The sequence below is a fragment of the Galbibacter kalidii genome (assembly GCF_026241135.1).
GTDB lineage: Bacteria > Bacteroidota > Bacteroidia > Flavobacteriales > Flavobacteriaceae > Galbibacter.
Map to the genome: position 1 here is coordinate 146,657 of NZ_JAPFGA010000008.1, position 22,014 is coordinate 168,670.

The following is a 22,014-nucleotide window of genomic DNA, read 5'->3' on the forward strand; positions in this document are numbered from 1 at the left end:
ATGTATGTGAACCCATTTTATTTGATTACGCCCATTAATAAAAATGATAAACCGAACCCTTTAAATAAGATATTTGGTCCATCTCCTGTGGTCCCTGAGGAAATGTGGCCAAAAGTTGGCGAGCTGTTTTATCATCATATTATATCTTTTGACGCTAGAGACTTAGTTTTTCCACAAAATAATAAGGTAATGGCTATTTCCATATTTCAGTCTCCAGTGTCGTCCGGAAATTTTGAAAAAGATTTTTTCAAAATAGTAAGGACAAGTAGAATTGATAATGTATCTCAAAGATTGTCTTACCCAAAAGGTTATTTACCCTGGTGGAGTGGTCATCCAAAGGAATCCATTTTCTCAACAGGGCTTCCCTTTACATTGGAAGAGCAAAATTTTGTGCCTCAACATATTATTAAAGAAGGTCTTGCTTGTAAGGATGAGTTTTATCCCATTCCATATGAATACGAAAAAATTGAGAATTTCCAGTCGTACATCGGAGGTTTTCCCGTATGGATACAGGGCAATGAATCTCCAATTCAAGAAAATGGCGAGCCAGCTGATTTTCTGATGAAACTTTCCGGATTTGATGACTGGTTTCAAATGTCAATTATAAACGGATATGATTTATATGTTTTTCTCACAGATAGCGGCGAATTAAAATATATTGGACAGTCTTAATAATATGAAGCATATATATAAATTAATAAAAAATTAATCATGTCAACAAACAACACATACACACCCAGCAAAGCCCACCAATGGAACCGCCTGACCTGTGATGCCCTGCATTATACGGCAGCGCCACCTACCATTGCAGCGCGGGCATTGGCCATGGTACATACTGCAATGTATGATGCATGGACCAATTATAATGACGGAGGTTGCGAGGTAAGCACCACCACGGGAAGCTACTTAAAGCAACCGGATAGCGAATGTATTTCAGAAAACCGTAAAAAAACGTACAGCTATGCAGCCTATACGGTGTTACAGACCCTCTTCTGCCTACTTCTGCCACCGGAACACAAGAACATGTTCCGCGATTTTATGTGCGATTGTGGTTACGATCCCGATGACAAAAATTTAAAACCCGATAATCCCGTGGGTATAGGGAATTTATCAGCGAAACTTATTTTGGAATGCCGGGCGGGTGACGGTTCCAATCCGTATGCAACCCTGCATCAAGGGAGCTATACCGATTATAGTGGCTATTGTCCTGTAAACCCTCCTGAGCCTCAGCCTATAAAATACACAGACCGCTGGCAGCCCTTGTTAAAAGGACATAAACCCCAAACTTTTTTAACAGCCCACTGGGGACTTATAAAACCTTTTGCCTTGGCATGGGGCGGACAGTTCAGACCGTCATCACCGTCATCTTGTGGTGATCGTGATTTTGTTAAACAGGCTGAGGTAATTTTAAACTACAGTAAAAATCTTACAGACGAACAAAAAATAATAGCTGAGTTATGGGCCGGAATGCACGAGGATAAATTTGAAGATGCGATAAATGACAAGGACGGCTCTTGGGGAGTGCCACCCGCACAGTGTTGCAGGCAGGCAAGATATTTGTCTAAAAAATATGGGCATAAAAACGCTTATGATATCAAAATGTTTTTTGTAGTTGCCAATGCACTGCTCGACGCTGGTATTGCTGCTTGGGACTGCAAAGTGTATTACGATTATGTAAGACCGGTTTCTGCCATTCGAAATATTTATAGGGGTAAAACCATTGAGGCCTGGGGCGGACCATGTGAAGGCACCAAAAAAATTGAAGGTGAAAACTGGATCCCCTATATCCCAACACCTCCTTTTGCCGAGTATGTATCGGGACACAGTACATTTAGTGCTGCTACTGCTGAGGTATTGACAAATTTTTGCCAAAATGGAAAATATGGTGAATCCGTGACCATCCCAAAAGGAGGGTCTAAAATTGAACCCGGATGCACCCCTTCAGAAGATGTTGTCCTCGAATGGAAAACCTTAAAAGATACTGCCGGTGAAGCAGGAATATCAAGATTGTACGGAGGTATTCATTTCGTGGATGGTGATATGGAAGGGCGGAAATTGGGTAGCAGGGTAGGATGTGTGGTATGGGACAAAGCCATGCAATATTTCAATGGAGAATTAGGATAAGAAAAATGACAAAAATTATTTCCATAGCAAATTTTAAGGGTGGTGTTGGCAAAACAACAACGGCCATTAATCTTGCTGCAGCGTTAAGAGACTTGGGTAAAAAAACATTGTTGATAGATGTAGATCCTCAGGCAAACCTAACACAATCGTTAGGAATAAAAGATGGAGTTGAAAGATCGATTTACGACATCTTGCACAAAGAGGCTTTTGGAGAGGATAACGACCTTACCGCAGCGATTGTAAAAGCCTCGGGATTGGATGTAATCCCTTCGTCTTTGGAATTGGCCAATGCCGAACTAGAACTTGCCAGTATATACGGAAGGGAACAGATACTGGCGCAACTTACTAAATCCTTGAACAATTACGATTTCGTATTTATCGATTGTCCGCCTGCCATGGGAATGCTTACGATTAACGCGTTGGTGGCCAGTGATACGGTATTATTGCCTTTGCAGGCAGAATTCTTACCTTTAAAAGGGGTGCGCAATTTTTTAAAGCATTTTGACCATATCAAGAGGCTGAATAAAAAAGTGAAACTGCTGGGATTTGTCCTTACCAAATTCGATAAGAGGAAAAAAATGAACCGTCATGTTAAGGAATTACTGGAAAGCGAATTTTCAAAGGATAAAGTGTTTAAAACCCATATCAGGATCAATATTGCCCTGGCCAATGCACAACAAAAAGGGATGGATATATATTCGTATGACAAGAACTCCAATGGAGCTATGGATTATAAAGAGCTTGCAAAAGAATTCTTATTGAAAGTATAAAAGAACAATCTGTAAAACCGAGAATGATGAAAAGTATGTTTTCAAGCCGTAGGCACAAGAATCCCCATAAAAATGAGATGATTGAAAAAAACGATGAAGCTTTTTTTACCAAAGAAAGCAAAACACCTTTTTTCAACAGTACTAACAATGTGGGCATACAACCAAAGCTCACTGTGGGGCAACCGAATGATAAATATGAGAAAGAAGCAGACAGTATGGCTGATACTGTGGTCAGTAATTCGTCAAAACCCGATATACAGAACAAAGAGATAAGCAGCATACAAAGGGAATCATTGGCAACACCTCTGGAAGATGAAAAATTGGGAACCGCCGAACAGCGTATGGAAGAAGATAAATTGGTTCAGGAAAAACCGGAAGGCGAAGCTATGGAAGAGCCGGAAGAAGAAATGGTCAGTAAAATGGATGAAGAAAAGGAAGAGGAAGAAGGTGAAGCCGTTCAAACCAAAAGCAATACATCGTCAAATACAGCAAGCTCTGGATTAACACAACAAATAAAAAAGAAGACCGGTAAGGGTGAAAAACTATCTAAAAATACCAAGGGAGAAATGGAATCTTCTTTTAGAAAGGATTTTAGTGATGTCAATATACATACCGATAAAGATGCAGTGAACATGAACAGGGAACTCAAAGCCCAGGCCTTTACACATGGGAAAGATATCTACTTTAATTCCGGAAAATACAATCCGGATACCACGGAAGGCAAACGTTTATTGGCTCATGAATTGACGCATGTGGTGCAGCAGAACAAAAATATCGAACGCAAAATTCAAAGAGATCCTTTAATTATTAATCACAGGCAATTTATGGAAGGGGAGCTTAAGCTAAATCACAGAGCCAAAAGAGATATTCTCAGACGGGGAAACTTACTGGCTGGACCTGATCAGGCACATATAGCGGTAACAAGAAACAGCAAACTGGCTTATGAAATTAGTTATACTGCCCCGGTAGATCCTTATAGATGGAACATTTTAAAGCGATTTATTGATAACGAAACAGTTGAAATAAAAGCCATTGATGCCGCAACAAGTTTTGATACCAAAATAATCAGGTTTGCAAATGGGCAAAGATCAGAAGCCATTAACAGGATCAGCCTCATATCATTATTGGCGGGGGGGATAACGCTTCCTACAGAAGCTGTTCTACAAGCAATTAATCCTAATCAAACTCTGTTGGCAAGTACAAATCCTAACGCACATCAAATCTATTATGATTCCTCCTCAGGAGGGAGAGGCATATTAGGGTCAAATTCTTTAGCACATGAGCTATTTGGGCACCTATGGCTTGCTACAAACGGGGTGCAATATCAGCATGGACGAAACCTCGCAGGAACAACTAATATTACAGACCCTTTAGGCAGGCAATATGCAGGATCTGTTGATGATTTTATTAGGAATTATGCGGGAGCTAGTTCTACTGCTTTTGAATCACCTACACAAAATGTGAGCCAACAATTTATGTTAAGTAGTTTAGTTTGGATTGAACGGAATGGTGAAACAAATATAACTACTGACGGAAATGGAGCAATTACCGGATCTTTTGGTACGCAATGGGAAATTTTGAGTGGGAATTATGATGTTCTTAGAACTAACAGCGGACAGGCTGTTAATGTGACACCAAATACAAGCTTAAATACAACGGGAATAGAAAATAGAGTAGTGACCTGGGCGAATGCCCTACCACCAGACAAAAGGACCGCCTTTGGCAATGTATTAAGAGCCATGACAACAAATTTTGGATTAAATAGAAGAACACGCCTGGCTAATACTGTACTTAATAGATTATAAAACTCTGTTCGAATATTAGCTTAAAAAATAGAATTCATGACTAATTTTTTAGAACTCAAATATCTCAGTGATTTTATCCAATATCGTTTGGAACAGCATTTTAATTCTGAAAAGGACAAACCCAACCCCGAAATACCTGATATAAACGATTGGAACCTCCATATCCCAAACTTTATTAAAAAAGCGAAGCTGGACAAGGAGGAAAAACTATTGTTACTTCTTGCTTTATCTCCCCATATACAAAGCAATTTTTTAGATGGAATCATTCAAAACAAGCTGACATCTACCGGTGATTTTCCGCAATTGGGTGGCGTGAGAGGGAAAAATTTCAGGGGGTTTTTACCTACGGGGGAAACGGCCTTGTTCTTACTGGGGGATAATGATTTTGAAAAGCGGAAAAAGATACAGGGTTTTTTTAGTTCCGAACACTTTTTCGGAAAACATCATATCCTTTGGCTGGAAGACCCGCCTGAAGGCGAACCCAGGATGAGCGGAAAGATTGTTGTTTCACAAGAATATGTTGAGATTATGACTCTTGGAGAAGCCAACAAGCCGAATTTTAGCATGAAGTTCCCTGCTCAAGTTATCGAGACAGAGATGGAATGGAAAGACCTTGTGTTACCCGAAGGAACACTCAATCAGGTAAAAGAACTACAAACTTGGATCGACCATGGGGACACGCTTCTAAACGACTGGGGTATGCGAAAAAAACTGAAACCCGGATATCGGGTATTGTTCCATGGTCCTCCGGGAACCGGAAAAACATTGACAGCCAGTCTACTGGGAAAATACACAGGGAAAGATGTGTATAAAATAGATCTGTCCATGGTAGTTTCAAAATTTATTGGTGAAACAGAAAAAAATCTAGCCAATTTACTTACAAAGGCTGAAAAAACTGGGAATATTTTATTCTTTGACGAAGCAGATGCTTTATTTGGTAAAAGAACGAATGTGCGGGATGCACATGATAAATATGCCAATCAAGAAGTGTCTTACCTCTTGCAACGGATTGAAACGTATAACGGACTAGTCATTCTGGCATCCAACCTGAAAAGCAACATAGATGAATCCTTTGTTAGAAGATTTCAGGCTATTATTCATTTTCCTATGCCAAAATTTTCGGAAAGGAAAATTCTCTGGAAGAATGCTTTTCCAAAAAAAATAAGACTTCATAAGGATGTAGATATTGTACAAGTAGCACAAAAGTATGAATTATCAGGAGCCGAAATTATGAATATAGTCCAATATGCCTGTTTGTGTGCTTTGAAAGATAAAAAAAAGACGATCTACATGAACTATATTACCAATGGTATAAAAAGGGAATACGAGAAGGGTGGAAGGATTATGAGATAATGAGAAGAATCGAATAAAAGCTTACTTTCCTTATATTAATAAATAGATGGAGTTATTTTATTTTGTACAGAACAGCCCTATATTCAGTAATTTCTATCCTATCCACCATTCCATTAAGGTAATTTACCCATAAGTTTTTGAGCTTGATCATACTCTTCCACATTTTTCGGAATGGCTTTGAGTAAGGCAACACATGCTTTATATTCTTTTTGTTTAAGAGCACTCAGGGCTTGTATCCATATAGCCTTATATTTATACACGGAATCTCCTTCAGCAAGTATTGCCAGAATATTTTCTGCTTTATCAAACTGATTTGTTTCTACTAATGAAACCGCCAGATACAGTTGAAGCTCACTGTTACTAATATCTTCTTTTAATATCCTTTCAAAAAGAGCAACTGCTTTTTTATACTCTTTATTATTAAAAGCTTCTTGTGCATTGTATAACATGGTTTCTCCTTCTCCCCTTACTGTCAGGCTTATTGATTCGTGTTGGGCATAATCGGCATAAACAGGTGCTCCGGAATCTTTAAAAAGAAACAAACCAAAAACAATCAGGATACTTGCCGCTATTGCATAGTGCCAGGGTTTAAAAGTTCTTTTTTCAGACTTCCGGTTATTAGTAACGGAGTGGGAAGCGGCTATTTTTTTTAGATTCTCTTCAAAAGCTTGTGCTTCATCTTCATTCGATACCTTTTTTTCCAAATAACCGGAAAGTTCTTTATACAATCGAAAAGACGCTGCCAGCTGCTCATCAGTTTCCAACCTTTGTTCCAGAAGTGTTGTTTCTTTCTCTGACAGGTTTCCGGAAAGGTAATCTTCAAACAATATATAATCTTCCTCTTTCATTACAGTTGTTGATTTTGGATTTTCTTAAAAGCGGACGATGACTGCACCATTTCAGTGAGCTGCCCTATGCATAACGATTTTCTCTTTCTCACATATGCATACGAAACCCCGAGTTTTTCAGCTACTTTTTGCATATTCTTTATTTTAAATGCCATTAGCAATAACTCTTTGCATTTTTTTCCGAGTTTTTCGAACATCGCATCGTAAAGTGCTTTTTTCTCTGCAAACAAGGAGGCCTCTTCTGCTAAAAGAAGCATATCGTCAGTAATAGATACAACTTCCTCCTTAATTGTTACCTCTTTTTGGTTAGTCTTTTTTAATTCATTCAGCCATCGGCGTTTGCACAGCAGAAAAAAATAGGCATCAAACGGACAGGTAAGTTTAAGGTTTTCTGTTTTGGACTGATGGTATATGGTAACCAGCACTTCCTGTACCACATCTTGTGCCTTGTCCACATCCCCACTATTGTTAGCTATATAATGAAGCACCTTTGGGACATACTTATCATATATAGCCTGAATGACAAAAGAGTTGTTTTGCAACAATCCTTCTATGTATTTCTGATCGGGGTGCGTATTTTTTTTACTCATAAATCCTGTTTCCTCCTTACGAATGTAAAAAAGTTTTCCAGATAAAGGGTAACAATTTTTAATGCCGGTTGATATAGGGGTGTAAAACAATAAAATGTAGAAATCATGAAAAATTCAGTACAAACCCAAAACGTTAAAAATAACGGTAACTATTTTAAAATGAATTTACTGCTTAAAACTACGGCCTTATTGGCAGTAGTGTTTATATTAACTTCGTGTAGGCATAATGATGATTTTGATGATCTTGATTCCGATGGCGATTTTATCGCAACACTTCCTACAGCAGAAGCTTTTACTCAGATAAAGGAGCAAGCACTGGAGAATCAAAGGCAACATTTCCAATTCAGTGCAGAAGACGGAACCGGGTCTTTTACCTCAAACAGTGGTGTAGAGATCAATATTAATGCTTCTTGTCTGGAAAAAGCAGGGGACGCTGTAACCGGTGATATTGATGTGGAATTTGTTGAACTCTTTGAGAAAGGCAATATGCTTTCCACCAATAAACCAACTATGGGCAGGCTGCCAAGTGGGGACAAAGCTATGCTGGTCTCCGGTGGGGAGTTTTATATAAACGCCACACAAGACGGCGAGCAAATCGATCTTATTTGTCCTTTACAATTAATTGTGCCGGCTGATCTTACCGGAGGAGAAGATCAGGATATGACCTTGTGGACTGGCACTATTGACGAGGACGACAATTTAACTTGGGACGAGGAAGAAGAGGATGGTGTTCATGATGGTGCTGCCGGACAAGGAGGTGATGTTTTTGTAGAAGGACCAACGTATTATGCATTCGTGGGTGAATTTGGATGGACAAATGTGGACCGTTTTTACAACGACCCCAGACCAAAGACAACCCTAAAAGTGAGTGTGCCAGAGGGTTACAACAAAACCAACAGTACAGTTTATTTATCCTATGACGGCGAGCCTAACGCCTTGGCCAATTTAGATACCTTCTTATCGGATGAAGGCGTATTTAGCGAGCATTACGGACAAATACCCATAGGGCTGGAAGTACATGTGATCTTTGCAACCGAAGATGAAGGGGATTGGAGATACGCCATAAAATCGGCCACTATTGTAGAAAATGGGGTTATAAGCATAGTCTATAGCGATACGGCTATTGCAACAGAGCAGCAACTTATTGACCTTATCAACGATTTGCCGTAAGGGCTAAACTATAATACTGCATAAAGGGAAGTGATGACCTTAAAACTTCCCTTTTTGCTAAAAAAATAAAATCATTTAAAAAGTACAATCATGAAAAATTTAAGAAACACATCCATAATTATATTAGCTACACTTTTTTCAGTCACAAGCTGTAGCACAGACGACGGATTTGATCCAATCAGTGAAGATCCTTTTACACCTCCAACGGCAGCTGCTTTCAAAGCACTTCAGGAGGATGCATTCAACAACTTAAAGCAAAATGCAACATTTAATGCCGAAGACGGGATTACTTTTGAATCTGATGCAGGAGTTACCCTAAGCATCTTTGGAGATTGCCTCACACTAAATGGTGACCAGGTTTCAGGAGCTGTTGATTTGGAGTTTGTTGAGATCTTTGATCGTGGAAACATGCTTACAACAAATGCAACAACTGTAGGAAAGAATGAAGATGATAACCTCGAGCAATTGATCTCCGGCGGAGAGTTCAATATCAAAGCATATCAAAACGGGGAAGAGTTGGAGTTTGATGAGTCTTGCGGGATGATGATCAAGGTACCCGTTTCCTTAACCGGTGGGGAAGTGGACGGAATGGGACCCTTTACAGGAGAAATGGATCAGGACGGTAATTTGGTTTGGTTAGAGCAGAACACTGAATTCTGGGTGGATCAGGAAGGGGAAAGCCCTACTTACAATGCCTTTCTCGATAGTTTCCAGTGGTTCAACTGTGACGTTTTTTCCTATGACCCAGATCCTAAAACGGAAATTGGAATATCCGTGCCACAAGGTTTTGATAGCAGTAATTCATCTGTATATCTTGCAAGATCCGGACAGCCTAACAGTTTAGGCTTTATCTATGGCGAGTTTCCCATAGGACTTGAGGCGCATATTATCTTTTTGTCTGAACACGAAGGCGAATTTAGATATGCCATTCAATCTGTTACTGTGGCTAGTGGACAGGAAGTCACCTTTACTCTTGAAGAAACCTCTATAGCTCCTGTAGAAGATTTGACCCAGATTATCAATGATTTACCCTAATATCATGTTTTAGGCGATAAAAGTGGTGGCAAGCCGTATTGTCATCACTTTTTAATATCTTTAATTTATCTAACCCACTAAAAATATGAACCCTAAGTTTATTCTACTGCTTTTAGGCTTTTGCTATATGCCTATTATTGCCCAGCAAGCTCAAATAACTGATTCGCTTACCCGAAAGGCAACTTTTGAATTTGACATTGAAGGTAATACCATTGACTTTTCACCGGAGACGCCGACACTGATACAAATTGCGGGTGCTCCCAAAGCATTTTATTCCTATTACTGGGAGTTTGGCGACGGCAACTTCAGTAGAGAGAAAAATCCACAGCATAACTATGAAAAACAAGACGAATACCAGGTGCGACTTTGGGCTACTAACCATTATGACAATGGAAAGCCTCCGACCACCAGACCTCAAAAAGTTAAGGTAGACAAGGTGACACAAGACTACAAAGAATCCGCGTCCATGACAGAGGACATACAGCTACTACGCAACCGCGAACCCATACCGGAAGAAGAAATAGTGGTTGTCCTAAGTTATAAAAACGCTAAAAATTATACCTCCTCCGGTAAAATCCACTTTTTCTTTAACGAACAAAAATACAAGGCTGATAATTTTGAGTTAACAGCAATAAGGAAGTACCATAACGAACGCATTGTAGAAGATGATATTTTTGCAGTTACAGGTGATGTAGCTCCTGATGAAACCCTGCTTGCCTTATCTGAAAAAGAAATGGACAATTTTTATATAGCACAAGATTCTACGCTAAAAACAAATTTACCCTTAACACTTGAAGAGTCCAAAGCTTATTATAGAGACTACAAGACGTTGGACTTTAATGAGATGCCTCCGGGTGAAGAACGCAACATTTTCTTTTCTTTAAAAACCACCCCGGAAATGCTTAAAGACACCAGTGCCATTATTAGTGTGCGTGGTATTTATATACCGGACAATAATTACGACGATCACAAGGTAAAAGATATGGAGATGGAAATTGTTACCTCTCACGACCCCAACAGAATGTCTTCTACCGGCACGTTTATGAATTACAGGTTGGTACGCTTTAAAAGGGTTACCTACAAAATAAAGTTCCAGAACAACGGGGAGGGACCGGCAAGAACGATCCGTCTCGAAACCGACATTCCCGATATGTATGACAAAAGCACTATTGAAGTAGAAGACATGTACCCAAAATGTCCCATCTGCCCTAAAAAACCGGTGGAATACAGTTGCCTCGACACTACTTATACAGACACACAAGCCATTTTTACGTTTAAAAACATATACCTGCCCGGAAGCGAGCAGAAAAACGTAAAAGAGCGTGATTCCACAAAGGGTTTTGTAAAATATAGCCTTAAATTCGGGAAGGACTTTCACAAGAAAAAAACTAAGAGTAAAACAGCTATTATTTTTGATAAAAACGAACCTATTATAACCAATTATTCCGCTACACGGTTCATCCCGGGAATTTCTATTGGTGCAAAAGCCGGATATAATCATTATCCCGATCTGGAAAATTCAAAAAGCCCCTTTGTGGGAGTCACCGTATCCCCGTATAAATCATACCGGTGGTACTGGCAGGCCGAACTCGTTAATAGCTTCCATTCCTATGAAGAGAACACCATAAGGGAGAGGATTAATGAAGATTTGGGTTTTGGACAACTGGAGCGGACTACCACCCATCATGAGTTTACCAACCTAAACTGGGAAGTTCCATTACTGCTGAAGTATAATATCAATAATTATCTGGCTATTGGTTCAGGGCTGCAGGCAAATTTTAATCTTAGCCAAAAAAGGAAAACAGATATCTTAACGGAACGATATGAAGGTCCTACAGATGAATTCCTTATTAATTCAAGTACACAAAATGAAGAAGAAAATTCATCTTTTACAGATCTTAAAACCGGGGTGTTATTCGATGTTACAGCAGGATTTGCCCGAATAGGACCAAGTGTCGGTGCCCGGTATGTTATCAATTTTGAAAATTCATTCAACTATTGGCAGTTTTATGCGAGATGGAAATTTTAAAACATCTTTGTTCTGGCTGGTTATGGTATTGCTTTTGCCCTTTTGGCTGGGTGCACAGTCTTTGGAAGAAAGCATATACCGCAGTCTTGATTCCTTTGTGGCTAACCCAACTGAGGCTTTATTAGGTAAGCTACACAAAAGAGAACAAAAATTCAGCGAAAAGGCTATTTCGGAAGAGGAGCAACTGGCCCTGGTTGTATTGCAGTGCAATATGGGGTATTATTACAAGGAATATAACAAAGCTAAAAATGCAATTAATACTTACGAAAATGCATGGAACAGGTATAAGGAAAATAAGCTGTCGGGGTATGATATCATTGAATACTGCCTGAAACCTTTAGGCAATCTTTATACAAAAACAGGAAACTATACCAATGCCGAAAATACCATAAAACAATACATCTACCTGGCCGAAAAAGAGGGGGACAGGACTCAGGAAATTGGTGGGATTATTAATCTTTCTGTGGTTTATCACAATACCGGAAATCACCGGATGGCCATTTCATTGTTAAAGAAAGGATTGGGCTATCCATCGCTTTCCAAGGGGCAAAAACAGCAATTGCAGAACAATCTTACCACTAACCTTATCGCATTGAAAGAATATGAAAAAGCCCAATTACTTTTAAAACAACAAACACAACCTGAAAGCAATATTGGTTTTACAGCCCTTATGAATGCTTCGCAAATAGCATTAAGACAAGGTGACTACACCAAATCCCTGAAATTATTAAATGAAGCTGAAAAACAGATTCGGTTTGAGGATAAACCGACAGCCCGGGACCTGGCAAAACTATATGTGGCACAAGCACAGGTTTTAGTACTTCAAGAGAAAGTAACCGAAGCCCGTCAGTATTTACAAAAGGCATTGTTGACCCTGATCCCCAATTTAAAAAACACACAAGAGCTCAGGTCACTTCTCTATGCAGAGAATACGTTTATAGATTTGTTTGATCTTTATGCCCACACAGAGAACAAAACAAAACAGGCATTACACTGGTATGATCTCAGCTTTTATGTTTCCAGGCTGCTTCAGGATCAGTTAACCTCCCAAAAAGCCAAAATACTCCATCAAGCTACCGACAGGGAACGAAGTGAAAAATGCATTGATCTGCTCTATAAGGCTTACCTTCAAAATAAAAACCGGGAGCTTATACACACTGCATTTCAATATGCTGAAGAAAGTAAAGTCCGTGTTCTTAAAGAAACTGTTTCCCGAAAAGATTTGTTGCAACAGTTCCCAAACGATACCCTTTTACAAAAAGAACAACACTTACAGCAACAACAGGAAGAATTGATTAATAATCTTATACGCGCTCAACTTAACAAGCTCACCAACAAAGCATATATAAACGAACTCACCTTACAACTTGATAATGTTAGTTATACATTAAAAACGTACAAAACCATTCTCGACAAACGATACAAAAGGAACCATCATATAAATGTCTCTGTTAACGATCTTCAGCAAAAATTAAAAAGGGACAATGCGGCCATGTTGCATTATTTCTATGGAAAAAACACATTGTACCAATTCTACATCTACGAAAGCAAAACCAATATCAGTAGTATTGCTATAGACAGTTTAACGGATCACCGTATCAGGAAGTTCATTCATTATTTTGACAGTGCTTCCGCTATAAACAATGACTTATCCGGTTTCCGCAAAAATGCATATGAATTGTATCGTCTATTAGGACTTGAAAAGCTTTCCACCTACAAAAACAATCTTATAATTCCGGACGGTTTGCTCAATTTTATTCCGTTCGAAGCACTCCTTAGCTCTCCTACAAAAGCTTTTAATTTTGAAGCGATGCCTTTTTTAATAAAAGACCATGTTGTAGCTTATAATACCAGCACAAAATTTTATATGGATGAAATGAAACCTTCTGAAAATGATGCCGTTTTAGGGGTATTCCCTGTTTTTAAGAATAGTTCGAGATCCCTGCCGTATTCACTTGAAGAAGCTGACTTTCTGAAAGATAAAGACAGCTCCTTATTATTACTTCATGAAAAGGCCAACAAGGCTTTATTTATGGAAAAAGCGCCGGATTTTGGCATTCTTCATCTTTCAACCCATGCCGGCAGTGGAGATTTTGTGATGCCTTCCCATATCCAATTTTACGATGATGTCATGCTTGTCCAGGAATTATATACACTCGATCTTCATCCCCAACTGGTTGTTTTAAGTTCCTGCGAAACAGGTATCGGGAAATTATACAAAGGAGAAGGGGCCATGAGTCTTGCAAGGGGCTTTCAGTATGCAGGGGCAAACCGCTTATTATTTTCATTGTGGCAAATTAACGATCAGTCTACTTCATCTATAATGCATTTATTCTATGATGAATATTTTTCAACTACATCAGCTGTAATTGCCAATAACGTTTCTAAAAAAGCATACCTCTCTGATAAAAGTATTCCCAATCACAAAAAATCGCCTTACTATTGGGGAGCATTTGTATATTATGGATCCTTTACCAAAAAAGTAGCTCCTCCTGTTTATTATTATATAACCGGCATTATTATAATGCTTTTGCTTATAGTGCTTTTAGCAAAAAAAGGAATATCCTTAAGATCATAGAAAATAACTACTGACTCACGCTTGGATAGAACGTACAAAGTGGTTCTTCTTCTAATTTGTGGGAAAGAATTGCCTACTTCCTTAATAGATCAAACTAACTTTGTCCACTTAATAGTTTTAATCAATAGAAAATTCCCCGCTCCCGCGGGTTTTTAAAACTTGTGGCGAATTCAGGGTAAGTCATAAAACCGCGCTCTCCGAAGAGATCATAAATAAAAACCAATATACTACGCCCCTGAGGCTTTGGGATCCTGACTTCGTACAACAATAACAGCAACAAAGCCTAAAAAGCTAAGGAATTTTATTGAATATTGATCACTAAAAAAATAGATTATTTATGTTAAAATAGATTTAAAATTAGTATGTTTATCACATGAAACGAACATTAAGAAATTTAAACATTACTTTACAAAAGGGGATGTTTAAATTTTTTAATGAGAGAACGGAGTGCAGCGGAGTAGTTACACACGTTCTTAATTTTATATTATATAATCAATAAATTACTAAAATTTAAATGTGTGAATAAACCAATACTACTACTTACGGTTTTACTGGCAGTATGTTCCTGTAAATCGGTAATGATAAACAATAATCCCCAGATCATAAGTGATTCACAACCTCAAATGGGTTCAATAGGTTTTTTGAGCCAAAATATGCTGAATTATACTTTCAACACCCTTGTTGTGCCTGAAAATGATGAGAGAATCAGGCTGGAAGTACACCAGGAGCAATTCGACAACAAGAAGTTCAATGCCTATTTAAAAACTTCACAGGACAATCCGTATAACATATCCTATGTCGATTCCCTGCCGGAAAAACCGGGTTTTGTGTCTTTAAAACTTGCTGATAATCTGGATTATATCCGTGGGGTTAAACAAAACGATAAGCTGATCGATTTCTTAAAAGAACGCGGAGATGCAGAAGTAGTTACTTCCATTTCCATGGTTGGAAAGAAGGAGTCACTACAGGCTTTGACCCAAGCGGAAAGTGTTTTTCTGGTGTATGATATGAAGCTTAAAAAGTATTATATGGAAGCCCTAAGACCGGAAGGTAGTCCCAAAAAAATATATTTTAAGGAGATGTCTGTATTTGCCTACGGACTTTCGGGATTTTGCTGGGGAACCAACCGTAAAGGGGAAGTCGTTTTAAAAACCTTGGCCTATGGGGGTAAATGTTCAAAAGGCTTAAAAAGAAAGGCTGTTAATGTGGATACGGAAAGGGATTATTTAGGATTTTAAACATATGAAAAAATTAATACAAATCTATATCGTCAGTTTTACTTTTCTATTTATATCCTGTGCGGATATCATCGAAGTACAGGACATATCAAATGAAAAGGTGAATTTGATCGCCCCGGCAGAGGGGACAGTCGTAAAGGGAAATGTGGTCAATTTTACCTGGGAACCCCTTCCTGATGCAGATAGGTATCTGTTGCAGGTAGCTACTCCGGATTTCTCTTCAGCAACACAGGTATTGGTGGACAGCCTTGTCAACGGCACTTCATATAGTAAGGAATTACTTCCCAATATGTATGAGTGGCGTGTCAAAGGGGTTAACAGTGCTTATGAAACCGGTTTTTCTTCCAATGTGTTCAGTTTGCAGACAAGCGACGGTTTTGAAGGGAATACTATAATACTGGATGCCCCGAAAAATAATGTAGCGACCAATGAAGGAGGTATTACTTTTTCATGGGAAACAGTGGAAGGAGCCGTTGAATATCAGGTTCAGGTCATTGATAACAATGATACGGTTGTTAATGACGAACAGACAGCAGAAAACAGCATAGAATTGACCCTGCAAGAGGGTGTTTTTACCTGGCAGGTAAGGGCTAAGAATGAAGATGGCATCAATACTTTGTACAATTCGCGGAAAATCACCGTGGATCTCACCAAACCCAATACCCCGGCATTAGAAACACCTGCAGATGAGGCTACTGAAGCCTCAGGCACTGAGATAACTTTCACTTGGTCACGGGAGGATATTCCGGGAAGTGCCGAAAAAGACAGTATCTATATCTATAATGATGAAACACAATCCGATCTCAATGAAAAAGGGCTTGGTTCAGAGAAAAGTTTTAATACGACTTTAGAGGCAGGAAATTACTATTGGAAGGTAAGGTCGTTTGATGCTGCCGGTAACGTTAGTGATGATAGCAATGTTTTCGAATTATCCATTAATTAAAACTTAAATCGATGAATAAAATTCATTTCACATTTTTTTTGTTTTTTATCAGTGCTGTTGCGTTTTCACAAAGTTTTATATTGCCGAGCGATGGTAAATGGTATTTAATAGCAACCATTGGTGGGAAACATGCTTTTATTGAATATATCTATAATCATACTACAGCCCATAATCCTTCCATTGTTAAAGGGGAAATACAATTTATAAACTCTAAAACATATATTATTCAAAAGCAGCAATCAATGGGATATAATTCTTGGAATCAACCTCAATTTGCTGTAATTAATAAAAGTGGAACTTCGGAACTTTGGATTAAAGCTACAACTGGTGTGAATTCGGGAACCTTTCAAATTATCTATTCAAAATATGCTTCTTTAAACCTAGGAGATACCAGTGATACAAATTTGAGTGATAATGGTGGACTTCTGAAAATTTATGAAAAGCTACCGGATAATAGTCATGTTTATACTGGGAATATGAATGTTTTAGATGGTAAAGTAGGCATAGGAACCACAAACCCTGACTCCAAACTCACCGTAAAAGGAAACATTCATGCCCAAGAAGTGAAACTGGATCTAAACGGATCGGTAGCCCCGGATTATGTGTTTAAAGAAGGGTATGATATAAAGACATTGGAAGAGGTTGAAGATTATATTCAAAAAAAGGGCCATTTACCTAACATCCCATCGGCAAAGGAAATGGAAGAAGAAGGTATTGATCTGAAGGCGATGAATTTAAAACTGTTGGAGAAAATAGAGGAACTAACGCTACATATAATAGAGCTAAAAAAGACAGTTGATAATCAAGAGAAAAGAATTAAAGGATTAGAAGGGGAATAATACAAGGCAATTATGAAAAGGTATATTTATTTGTTTTTTATGGGGGTTTGTTTGATAGCGAATTCTCAAGATCATTATAGTACAAAGATTTCCTTTAGCACAAATACGGGTTGGTGTAAATTGGCAACTTTTGATTTAGAAGGAAACGGAATTCACAATTCGGTAATTGTGAATGCTAAAATAAATTATGTAAGGACTAATGAGAGAGGCTACTCTGCAACCGCTCAGTTAATTTTAAGGGAAGGTGCTTCCCAGGTAGGGGCTTGGAACTATTCGATTACTGGAACAGAAATTGGGGATTATATTAAGTTTAAAAAAATAAATGATACAACATATGAGCTTTTTGGAATGTCAACCAATAGGTATGGCCATATTTCTGTAGAACTTTCAGTAACCAAAGAAGCTCCGTTAATTGTTGACTTACCAACATCTTTAGTTCATGTAGCAGACCCTGACATATATCAAGATGTTCCTGAATACGGTAAAACTTCATTTGTTGAGGGGAATGTCGGTATAGGAACAACAAACCCTGACTCCAAATTAACTGTTAAAGGAAATATCCATGCCCAAGAAGTTAAACTGGATCTAAACGGATCGGTAGCCCCGGATTATGTATTTAAGGAAGGTTATGATTTGAAGATATTAGAAGAGGTGGAAGATCATATTCAAAAGGAAGGACATTTGCCCAATATCCCATCGGCAAAGAAAATGGAAGAAGAAGGCATTGACCTGAAAGCGATGAATTTAAAACTGTTGGAGAAGGTTGAAGAGCTTACTTTGTATGCAATTCAACAAGAAAAGCGTGTTGATACTTTGGAAAGCAAAAACAGGGAGTTGACAGATGCCGTCAGCAAACTTATGGAAACACATGAAAAATAAGCTGAAGACATATTTTTTATTGTTTGTAGTCCTGGTCATTTGGGGATTGATTGGGTATAATATTTATGCTTCCCTATATGGAAACCCAACACCCAAAACAGCTGAAAATGATGTACTGTCTATGACGTATAAGCCCCGGACACCTGAAAAACAAAAATCCTTTTCAATCAATCGGCATGAAAGGGATCCTTTTTTAGGAACCATGAGTGTGAAACCTAAAAAAAACAGGGTTGCAAAGAAACAGGTAAAACCCAAACCGGAAACACCGGCAGTAAACATCACGTATTCAGGAATGGTTGGGAACAACGATAAAAAAGAACGCATTTTCTTTCTGTCGATAAACGGCACACAGCATTTGATGAAAATAAATGATGAGATGTCCGGAGTAAAATTGATCAGCGGGGATGAGGTCAAGATCATCGTACTGGAAAATAAAAAAAGGAGAACCATAGAACGGTCATAACAGGTGGGTATACTGAAAAAAATAAAGGGAGGGGCATTGCAATTTGTACTGTTTATCGGTGTGGTCATTGCCATTTTGCTTCTTACGTTTATTTCCCTGGCACATTCCCACCGCTTTTTTCAGACAAAAGGAGGGCTTGTTATAGAAAACATCAATGCTGTAAATGATGGGATCAACCACAGTTTACGAAACAATTCCGTGTTTAACGATACCGTTGTCATGAATATCTATCCCGAGAACCCTAAAGAAATATCTGTATACCGATCTTATTGGGGGATGTTTGAAAAAGTATCCGTTACATCTGAAGCTTACGGGAACAAATACGCCAAAACAGCATTGATAGGAGGGTGGTTCGACAAAAAAGACTGTCCTTCCTTATTCCTTAGGGAGAACAACAGGCCTTTGGTCGTAGTAGGGGCTGCTGTGATCAAAGGAAAACTACAACTACCCGAAAGAGGTATCAAAGCCGGAAGCATGGGCGGTAAATCTTTTACGGGAGTTATTTCCGGACCCGGTAACATATCGAAAAGTTCTTCAAGATTGCCAAAGTTGACGCAAAGTCTTGAGCAAAATATGAATCAACTGATAAAAGGAAACTTTGGGGAAGGTGTGCAAATGGCAGAAGTAACATATCCACTCCGTATTAAGCATTCTTTTGAAGAAGAAACCCGGGTCGTGTATAGTGATGGCGCAATAGAGCTATCGAATTCATCAGTTATCGGGAATGTGATCGTGTATTCAGGATATAAAATTGTAGTGGATCGCAGTAGCAACATAAAAGATGCTATCCTCATCGCCCCTGAAATTGAGATCAAAAATAATTCTACCGGACATTTTCAGGCACTGGCTTCTGATAAAATCACTGTAGGCAGATCGTGTAAATTGAATTACCCTACTGCTTTGGTCATAACCAATGACAGAAGGATTGAAAATAAGGAAGATGAATCAGGGGTTTTTATAGCTGATAATACGATTGTAAAAGGCGGTATTGCCTATCTGTTAGATCATTCGGACGATATGCGACCTTATAGCCCTCAGATACGGATAAGTGAAAACGCACTGGTCTTCGGAGAGGTGTATTGCACAGAAAATCTGGAACTTTTGGGAGAAGTCAGGGGAAGTGTTTATACATCGAGTTTTATGGTGCAGAAGTTTGGTTCCATCTATCAAAATCACATTTATGGCGGAAAATTGGATATAAGGAATCTCCATGAGCGCTATGTAGGATTGTTACTGGATAAAAAGGATAAAAAAGTAATGAAATGGCTTTATTGAAAAAAGTAAAAGCTTCAACCCTGATGGAAACTATGGTAGCGACCGTGCTTATAGTTGTGGTTTTTATGGTTTCAAGCCTGATACTTAATAACCTGTTCACAAATTTCGCAAACAATAATACCCGGGATGTTCAAACATATATCGATCAAACGGAGTATAAGATTGTAAAAAAGGGGATAAAAATGCCTTATTATGAAGAATTCAAGGATTGGGATATTGAGGCTGACAAGCTATTGGTTTCCGGCGACTCGATTCTTGTGATAAGGGCCGTAAACACAAAATCAGAGAAACAGATTTTAAAACAATCCATTATTGAATAAAAGAGCGAAAATACCTGCCTTTACCCTCAACGAGCTTATCGTGGCCATAGTCATTACACTACTTGTAGTGGGGATGGCCTATTCCATACTCTCTTTGGTGCAGTCGCAAATGAAAGGGATTGAATATAACCTAAATCATACCACAGAAACTTACTTGTTGAAACAAGCCATGACAATAGATTTTAACAAGTATAACACTATAGAAGTCAACAGGAAACATACGCAGATCTCACTAAAGAATGATATGGATTCGGTTTACTATCAGATTGACCCGCCTTATCTTTTAAGGCAGCAAGACACCTTCGGATTGAAGGTTCAGGCAATGGAATTTTATTTGGATGGCTCTGTAGTGAATGGAGGGGCATTAGATGCCGTTAAGATCGTGATGGATGTAAAGGGAAGCACTCGCGAAATATTTATCCACAAACAGAATGATGCAACATTATATATGAACCCAAATGGCTTTTGACCTGGATAACATATCAAGCACAAAAAAGGAAAAGCTTAATACCTCTTCCGATATCAACTCGCTTTTAAAGAAAGAGATCAACCTGTTTGGGACTAAGTTTTCGAATAAGCAAAAAGAAGGCTTCTATACTGAACTCAGTGTGTTGCTTAAGGCAGGGATTTCCTTAAAAGATGCCTTGGTGATTATTTATGAAAATGAAAAGAAGAAACCGCTTCAAACTTTTTTTAAAAATATAATAGACAATATTGTCGCCGGGAACAGTTTTTCCGGTGTGATAAAAGAGGTAAAGGAATTTTCTGAATATGAATTCCATTCATTAAAGATAGGGGAGGAGACAGGGATGCTGGCTGAAATTACAGAAGAACTGGGTGTCTTTTTTATGAAAAAAAATGAACAGCGCCGTAAGCTGATAGCAGCTTTGACATACCCCGCGATTATATTGACCACGGCAGTTGCAGTGGTTGTGTTTATGTTACGGCTTGTAGTGCCCATGTTCCATGATATTTTTTCACAAAACCAAGTAGAATTGCCATGGGTGACCAAAATGATTATCAAACTATCTGCCCTTGTCGAAGACTACGGATGGTTTTTTATACTATTTTTCATATTGATTATCGTGGTATGGAAAATGATATCCAAAAAAACAGTGTATAAGAAGTGGAGGGATATCATCCTGCTTAAAATTCCTTTTATCGGTCCTTTTTACAAGAATGTATACCTGTCCCAGTTTACCCAGGCTGTAGCCTTGCTGACGTTTTCCAAAGTTCCTGTGGTGAACAGCATACAACTCGTGGAAAAAATGATTGATTTTTACCCCCTTCAACAGGCATTAAAAAATGTGGAAAATGATATTCTAAAAGGGAGTAGCCTAAGTCAGAGTTTAAAAAACACTTCTTTATTTGACAATAAGATGATCTCCTTGGTAAAAGTAGCCGAAGAAACCAACCAGACCGAATTGATCTTTCAAAAGCTTCATCAGCAATATACTATAGAGGTGGACCAAAAATCAAAAGTGCTGTCCACGATCATGGAACCCTTTATCATTTTGGCCGTTGGGATTATCGTAGGGGTTATTTTAATAGCCATGTACCTCCCGATGTTTAAATTAAGCAGTGTGTTGGGGTAAACGTAACTTCTTGTTCTACGAATAAAAAAAGGGATATGGAAGCCCTATTCTCAAAATTTTTTTTAATTTTTTGTTAAAATTTAAGAAAATTTTATATATTAGAGCTTAAATACATGGTTTAGCATTCCCTCATTCTAAATTTTGTAACCTAAAAACCTGG

At 38.5% G+C, this 22,014-nt stretch carries 20 protein-coding genes; 18 read left to right on the top strand and 2 right to left on the bottom strand.

What is annotated here, in order from left to right:
* Positions 1-6: 6 nt before the first annotated feature.
* The 5 genes from OOZ15_RS10295 to OOZ15_RS10315 all read left to right on the top strand — a co-directional run bounded on the left by OOZ15_RS10295 (position 7) and on the right by OOZ15_RS10315 (position 6,052).
* Complete coding sequence (locus OOZ15_RS10295; RefSeq protein ID WP_265956319.1) at positions 7-672, top strand: hypothetical protein; 666 nt, start codon at positions 7-9, stop codon at positions 670-672.
* Positions 673-711: 39 nt separating this feature from the next.
* Positions 712-2,124, top strand: coding sequence for a vanadium-dependent haloperoxidase (locus OOZ15_RS10300; RefSeq protein ID WP_265956320.1), 1,413 nt, complete (start codon positions 712-714; stop codon positions 2,122-2,124).
* A gap of 5 nt (positions 2,125-2,129) precedes the next feature.
* Positions 2,130-2,894: a ParA family protein gene (locus tag OOZ15_RS10305; RefSeq protein ID WP_265956321.1), complete on the top strand. Its 765-nt coding sequence runs from the start codon at positions 2,130-2,132 to the stop codon at positions 2,892-2,894.
* Between the two features lie 77 nt (positions 2,895-2,971).
* Positions 2,972-4,699, top strand: coding sequence for an eCIS core domain-containing protein (locus tag OOZ15_RS10310; RefSeq protein ID WP_265956322.1), 1,728 nt, complete (start codon positions 2,972-2,974; stop codon positions 4,697-4,699).
* 36 nt (positions 4,700-4,735) lie between these two features.
* Positions 4,736-6,052 carry an ATP-binding protein gene (locus tag OOZ15_RS10315; RefSeq protein ID WP_265956323.1) on the top strand — a complete coding sequence of 439 codons (1,317 nt, stop codon included), beginning with the start codon at positions 4,736-4,738 and terminating at the stop codon, positions 6,050-6,052.
* 113 nt (positions 6,053-6,165) lie between these two features.
* On the opposite strand, the gene OOZ15_RS10320 is transcribed toward OOZ15_RS10315, so the two are convergent.
* Together OOZ15_RS10320 and OOZ15_RS10325 are read right to left on the bottom strand one after the other, a co-directional pair.
* Complete coding sequence (locus OOZ15_RS10320) at positions 6,166-6,900, bottom strand: tetratricopeptide repeat protein (RefSeq protein ID WP_265956324.1); 735 nt, start codon at positions 6,898-6,900, stop codon at positions 6,166-6,168.
* Positions 6,900-7,490 carry an RNA polymerase sigma factor gene (locus OOZ15_RS10325; RefSeq protein ID WP_265956325.1) on the bottom strand — a complete coding sequence of 197 codons (591 nt, stop codon included), beginning with the start codon at positions 7,488-7,490 and terminating at the stop codon, positions 6,900-6,902. The genes OOZ15_RS10320 and OOZ15_RS10325 overlap by 1 nt, the downstream gene beginning before the upstream one ends.
* 105 nt (positions 7,491-7,595) lie before the next feature.
* Between OOZ15_RS10325 and OOZ15_RS10330 the strand changes: the two genes are divergently transcribed.
* From OOZ15_RS10330 to OOZ15_RS10390, 13 genes are all read left to right on the top strand, one after another.
* Positions 7,596-8,660, top strand: coding sequence for a hypothetical protein (locus OOZ15_RS10330; RefSeq protein WP_265956326.1), 1,065 nt, complete (start codon positions 7,596-7,598; stop codon positions 8,658-8,660).
* Positions 8,661-8,750: 90 nt separating this feature from the next.
* Positions 8,751-9,695, top strand: a complete 945-nt coding sequence (locus OOZ15_RS10335; protein ID WP_265956327.1) for a hypothetical protein — start codon at positions 8,751-8,753, stop codon at positions 9,693-9,695.
* 85 nt (positions 9,696-9,780) lie between these two features.
* Positions 9,781-11,724, top strand: coding sequence for a PKD domain-containing protein (locus OOZ15_RS10340; protein ID WP_265956328.1), 1,944 nt, complete (start codon positions 9,781-9,783; stop codon positions 11,722-11,724).
* Positions 11,705-14,302: a CHAT domain-containing protein gene (locus OOZ15_RS10345; protein ID WP_265956329.1), complete on the top strand. Its 2,598-nt coding sequence runs from the start codon at positions 11,705-11,707 to the stop codon at positions 14,300-14,302. The genes OOZ15_RS10340 and OOZ15_RS10345 overlap by 20 nt, the downstream gene beginning before the upstream one ends.
* A gap of 518 nt (positions 14,303-14,820) precedes the next feature.
* Entirely contained in the window at positions 14,821-15,540 is a 720-nt protein-coding gene (locus OOZ15_RS10350; RefSeq protein ID WP_265956330.1) for a hypothetical protein, read from the top strand.
* A 4-nt stretch (positions 15,541-15,544) separates the two neighbouring features.
* A complete protein-coding gene (locus OOZ15_RS10355) occupies positions 15,545-16,483 on the top strand; it encodes a hypothetical protein (RefSeq protein ID WP_265956331.1) in 939 nt (312 codons plus the stop codon).
* An 11-nt stretch (positions 16,484-16,494) separates the two neighbouring features.
* Positions 16,495-17,322, top strand: a complete 828-nt coding sequence (locus OOZ15_RS10360) for a tail fiber protein (RefSeq protein WP_265956332.1) — start codon at positions 16,495-16,497, stop codon at positions 17,320-17,322.
* A gap of 12 nt (positions 17,323-17,334) precedes the next feature.
* Positions 17,335-18,201, top strand: coding sequence for a tail fiber protein (locus OOZ15_RS10365; RefSeq protein WP_265956333.1), 867 nt, complete (start codon positions 17,335-17,337; stop codon positions 18,199-18,201).
* The gene (locus tag OOZ15_RS10370; RefSeq protein WP_265956334.1) at positions 18,191-18,664 is read left to right on the top strand and encodes a hypothetical protein; all 474 of its coding nucleotides are present in this window, start codon (positions 18,191-18,193) and stop codon (positions 18,662-18,664) included. Before OOZ15_RS10365 ends, OOZ15_RS10370 begins: the two co-directional genes overlap by 11 nt.
* 3 nt (positions 18,665-18,667) lie before the next feature.
* Complete coding sequence (locus OOZ15_RS10375; protein ID WP_265956335.1) at positions 18,668-19,939, top strand: hypothetical protein; 1,272 nt, start codon at positions 18,668-18,670, stop codon at positions 19,937-19,939.
* Positions 19,927-20,259 carry a hypothetical protein gene (locus OOZ15_RS10380; protein ID WP_265956336.1) on the top strand — a complete coding sequence of 111 codons (333 nt, stop codon included), beginning with the start codon at positions 19,927-19,929 and terminating at the stop codon, positions 20,257-20,259. The genes OOZ15_RS10375 and OOZ15_RS10380 overlap by 13 nt, the downstream gene beginning before the upstream one ends.
* Positions 20,252-20,728 carry a PulJ/GspJ family protein gene (locus tag OOZ15_RS10385; RefSeq protein WP_265956337.1) on the top strand — a complete coding sequence of 159 codons (477 nt, stop codon included), beginning with the start codon at positions 20,252-20,254 and terminating at the stop codon, positions 20,726-20,728. The genes OOZ15_RS10380 and OOZ15_RS10385 overlap by 8 nt, the downstream gene beginning before the upstream one ends.
* Complete coding sequence (locus OOZ15_RS10390; protein WP_265956338.1) at positions 20,718-21,854, top strand: type II secretion system F family protein; 1,137 nt, start codon at positions 20,718-20,720, stop codon at positions 21,852-21,854. Before OOZ15_RS10385 ends, OOZ15_RS10390 begins: the two co-directional genes overlap by 11 nt.
* Positions 21,855-22,014 lie beyond the last annotated feature (160 nt).

Bases quoted from the DNA above. Each gene is read 5' to 3' on its own strand.
- OOZ15_RS10300 (WP_265956320.1), top strand. From the start codon at position 712: ATGTCAACAAACAACACATACACACCCAGCAAAGCCCACCAATGGAAC.
- OOZ15_RS10305 (WP_265956321.1), top strand. From the start codon at position 2,130: ATGACAAAAATTATTTCCATAGCAAATTTTAAGGGTGGTGTTGGCAAA.
- OOZ15_RS10310 (WP_265956322.1), top strand. From the start codon at position 2,972: ATGATTGAAAAAAACGATGAAGCTTTTTTTACCAAAGAAAGCAAAACA.
- OOZ15_RS10315 (WP_265956323.1), top strand. From the start codon at position 4,736: ATGACTAATTTTTTAGAACTCAAATATCTCAGTGATTTTATCCAATAT.
- OOZ15_RS10320 (WP_265956324.1), bottom strand. From the start codon at position 6,900: ATGAAAGAGGAAGATTATATATTGTTTGAAGATTACCTTTCCGGAAAC.
- OOZ15_RS10325 (WP_265956325.1), bottom strand. From the start codon at position 7,490: ATGAGTAAAAAAAATACGCACCCCGATCAGAAATACATAGAAGGATTG.
- OOZ15_RS10330 (WP_265956326.1), top strand. From the start codon at position 7,596: ATGAAAAATTCAGTACAAACCCAAAACGTTAAAAATAACGGTAACTAT.
- OOZ15_RS10335 (WP_265956327.1), top strand. From the start codon at position 8,751: ATGAAAAATTTAAGAAACACATCCATAATTATATTAGCTACACTTTTT.
- OOZ15_RS10340 (WP_265956328.1), top strand. From the start codon at position 9,781: ATGAACCCTAAGTTTATTCTACTGCTTTTAGGCTTTTGCTATATGCCT.
- OOZ15_RS10345 (WP_265956329.1), top strand. From the start codon at position 11,705: ATGCGAGATGGAAATTTTAAAACATCTTTGTTCTGGCTGGTTATGGTA.
- OOZ15_RS10355 (WP_265956331.1), top strand. From the start codon at position 15,545: ATGAAAAAATTAATACAAATCTATATCGTCAGTTTTACTTTTCTATTT.
- OOZ15_RS10360 (WP_265956332.1), top strand. From the start codon at position 16,495: ATGAATAAAATTCATTTCACATTTTTTTTGTTTTTTATCAGTGCTGTT.
- OOZ15_RS10365 (WP_265956333.1), top strand. From the start codon at position 17,335: ATGAAAAGGTATATTTATTTGTTTTTTATGGGGGTTTGTTTGATAGCG.
- OOZ15_RS10370 (WP_265956334.1), top strand. From the start codon at position 18,191: ATGAAAAATAAGCTGAAGACATATTTTTTATTGTTTGTAGTCCTGGTC.
- OOZ15_RS10380 (WP_265956336.1), top strand. From the start codon at position 19,927: ATGGCTTTATTGAAAAAAGTAAAAGCTTCAACCCTGATGGAAACTATG.
- OOZ15_RS10390 (WP_265956338.1), top strand. From the start codon at position 20,718: ATGGCTTTTGACCTGGATAACATATCAAGCACAAAAAAGGAAAAGCTT.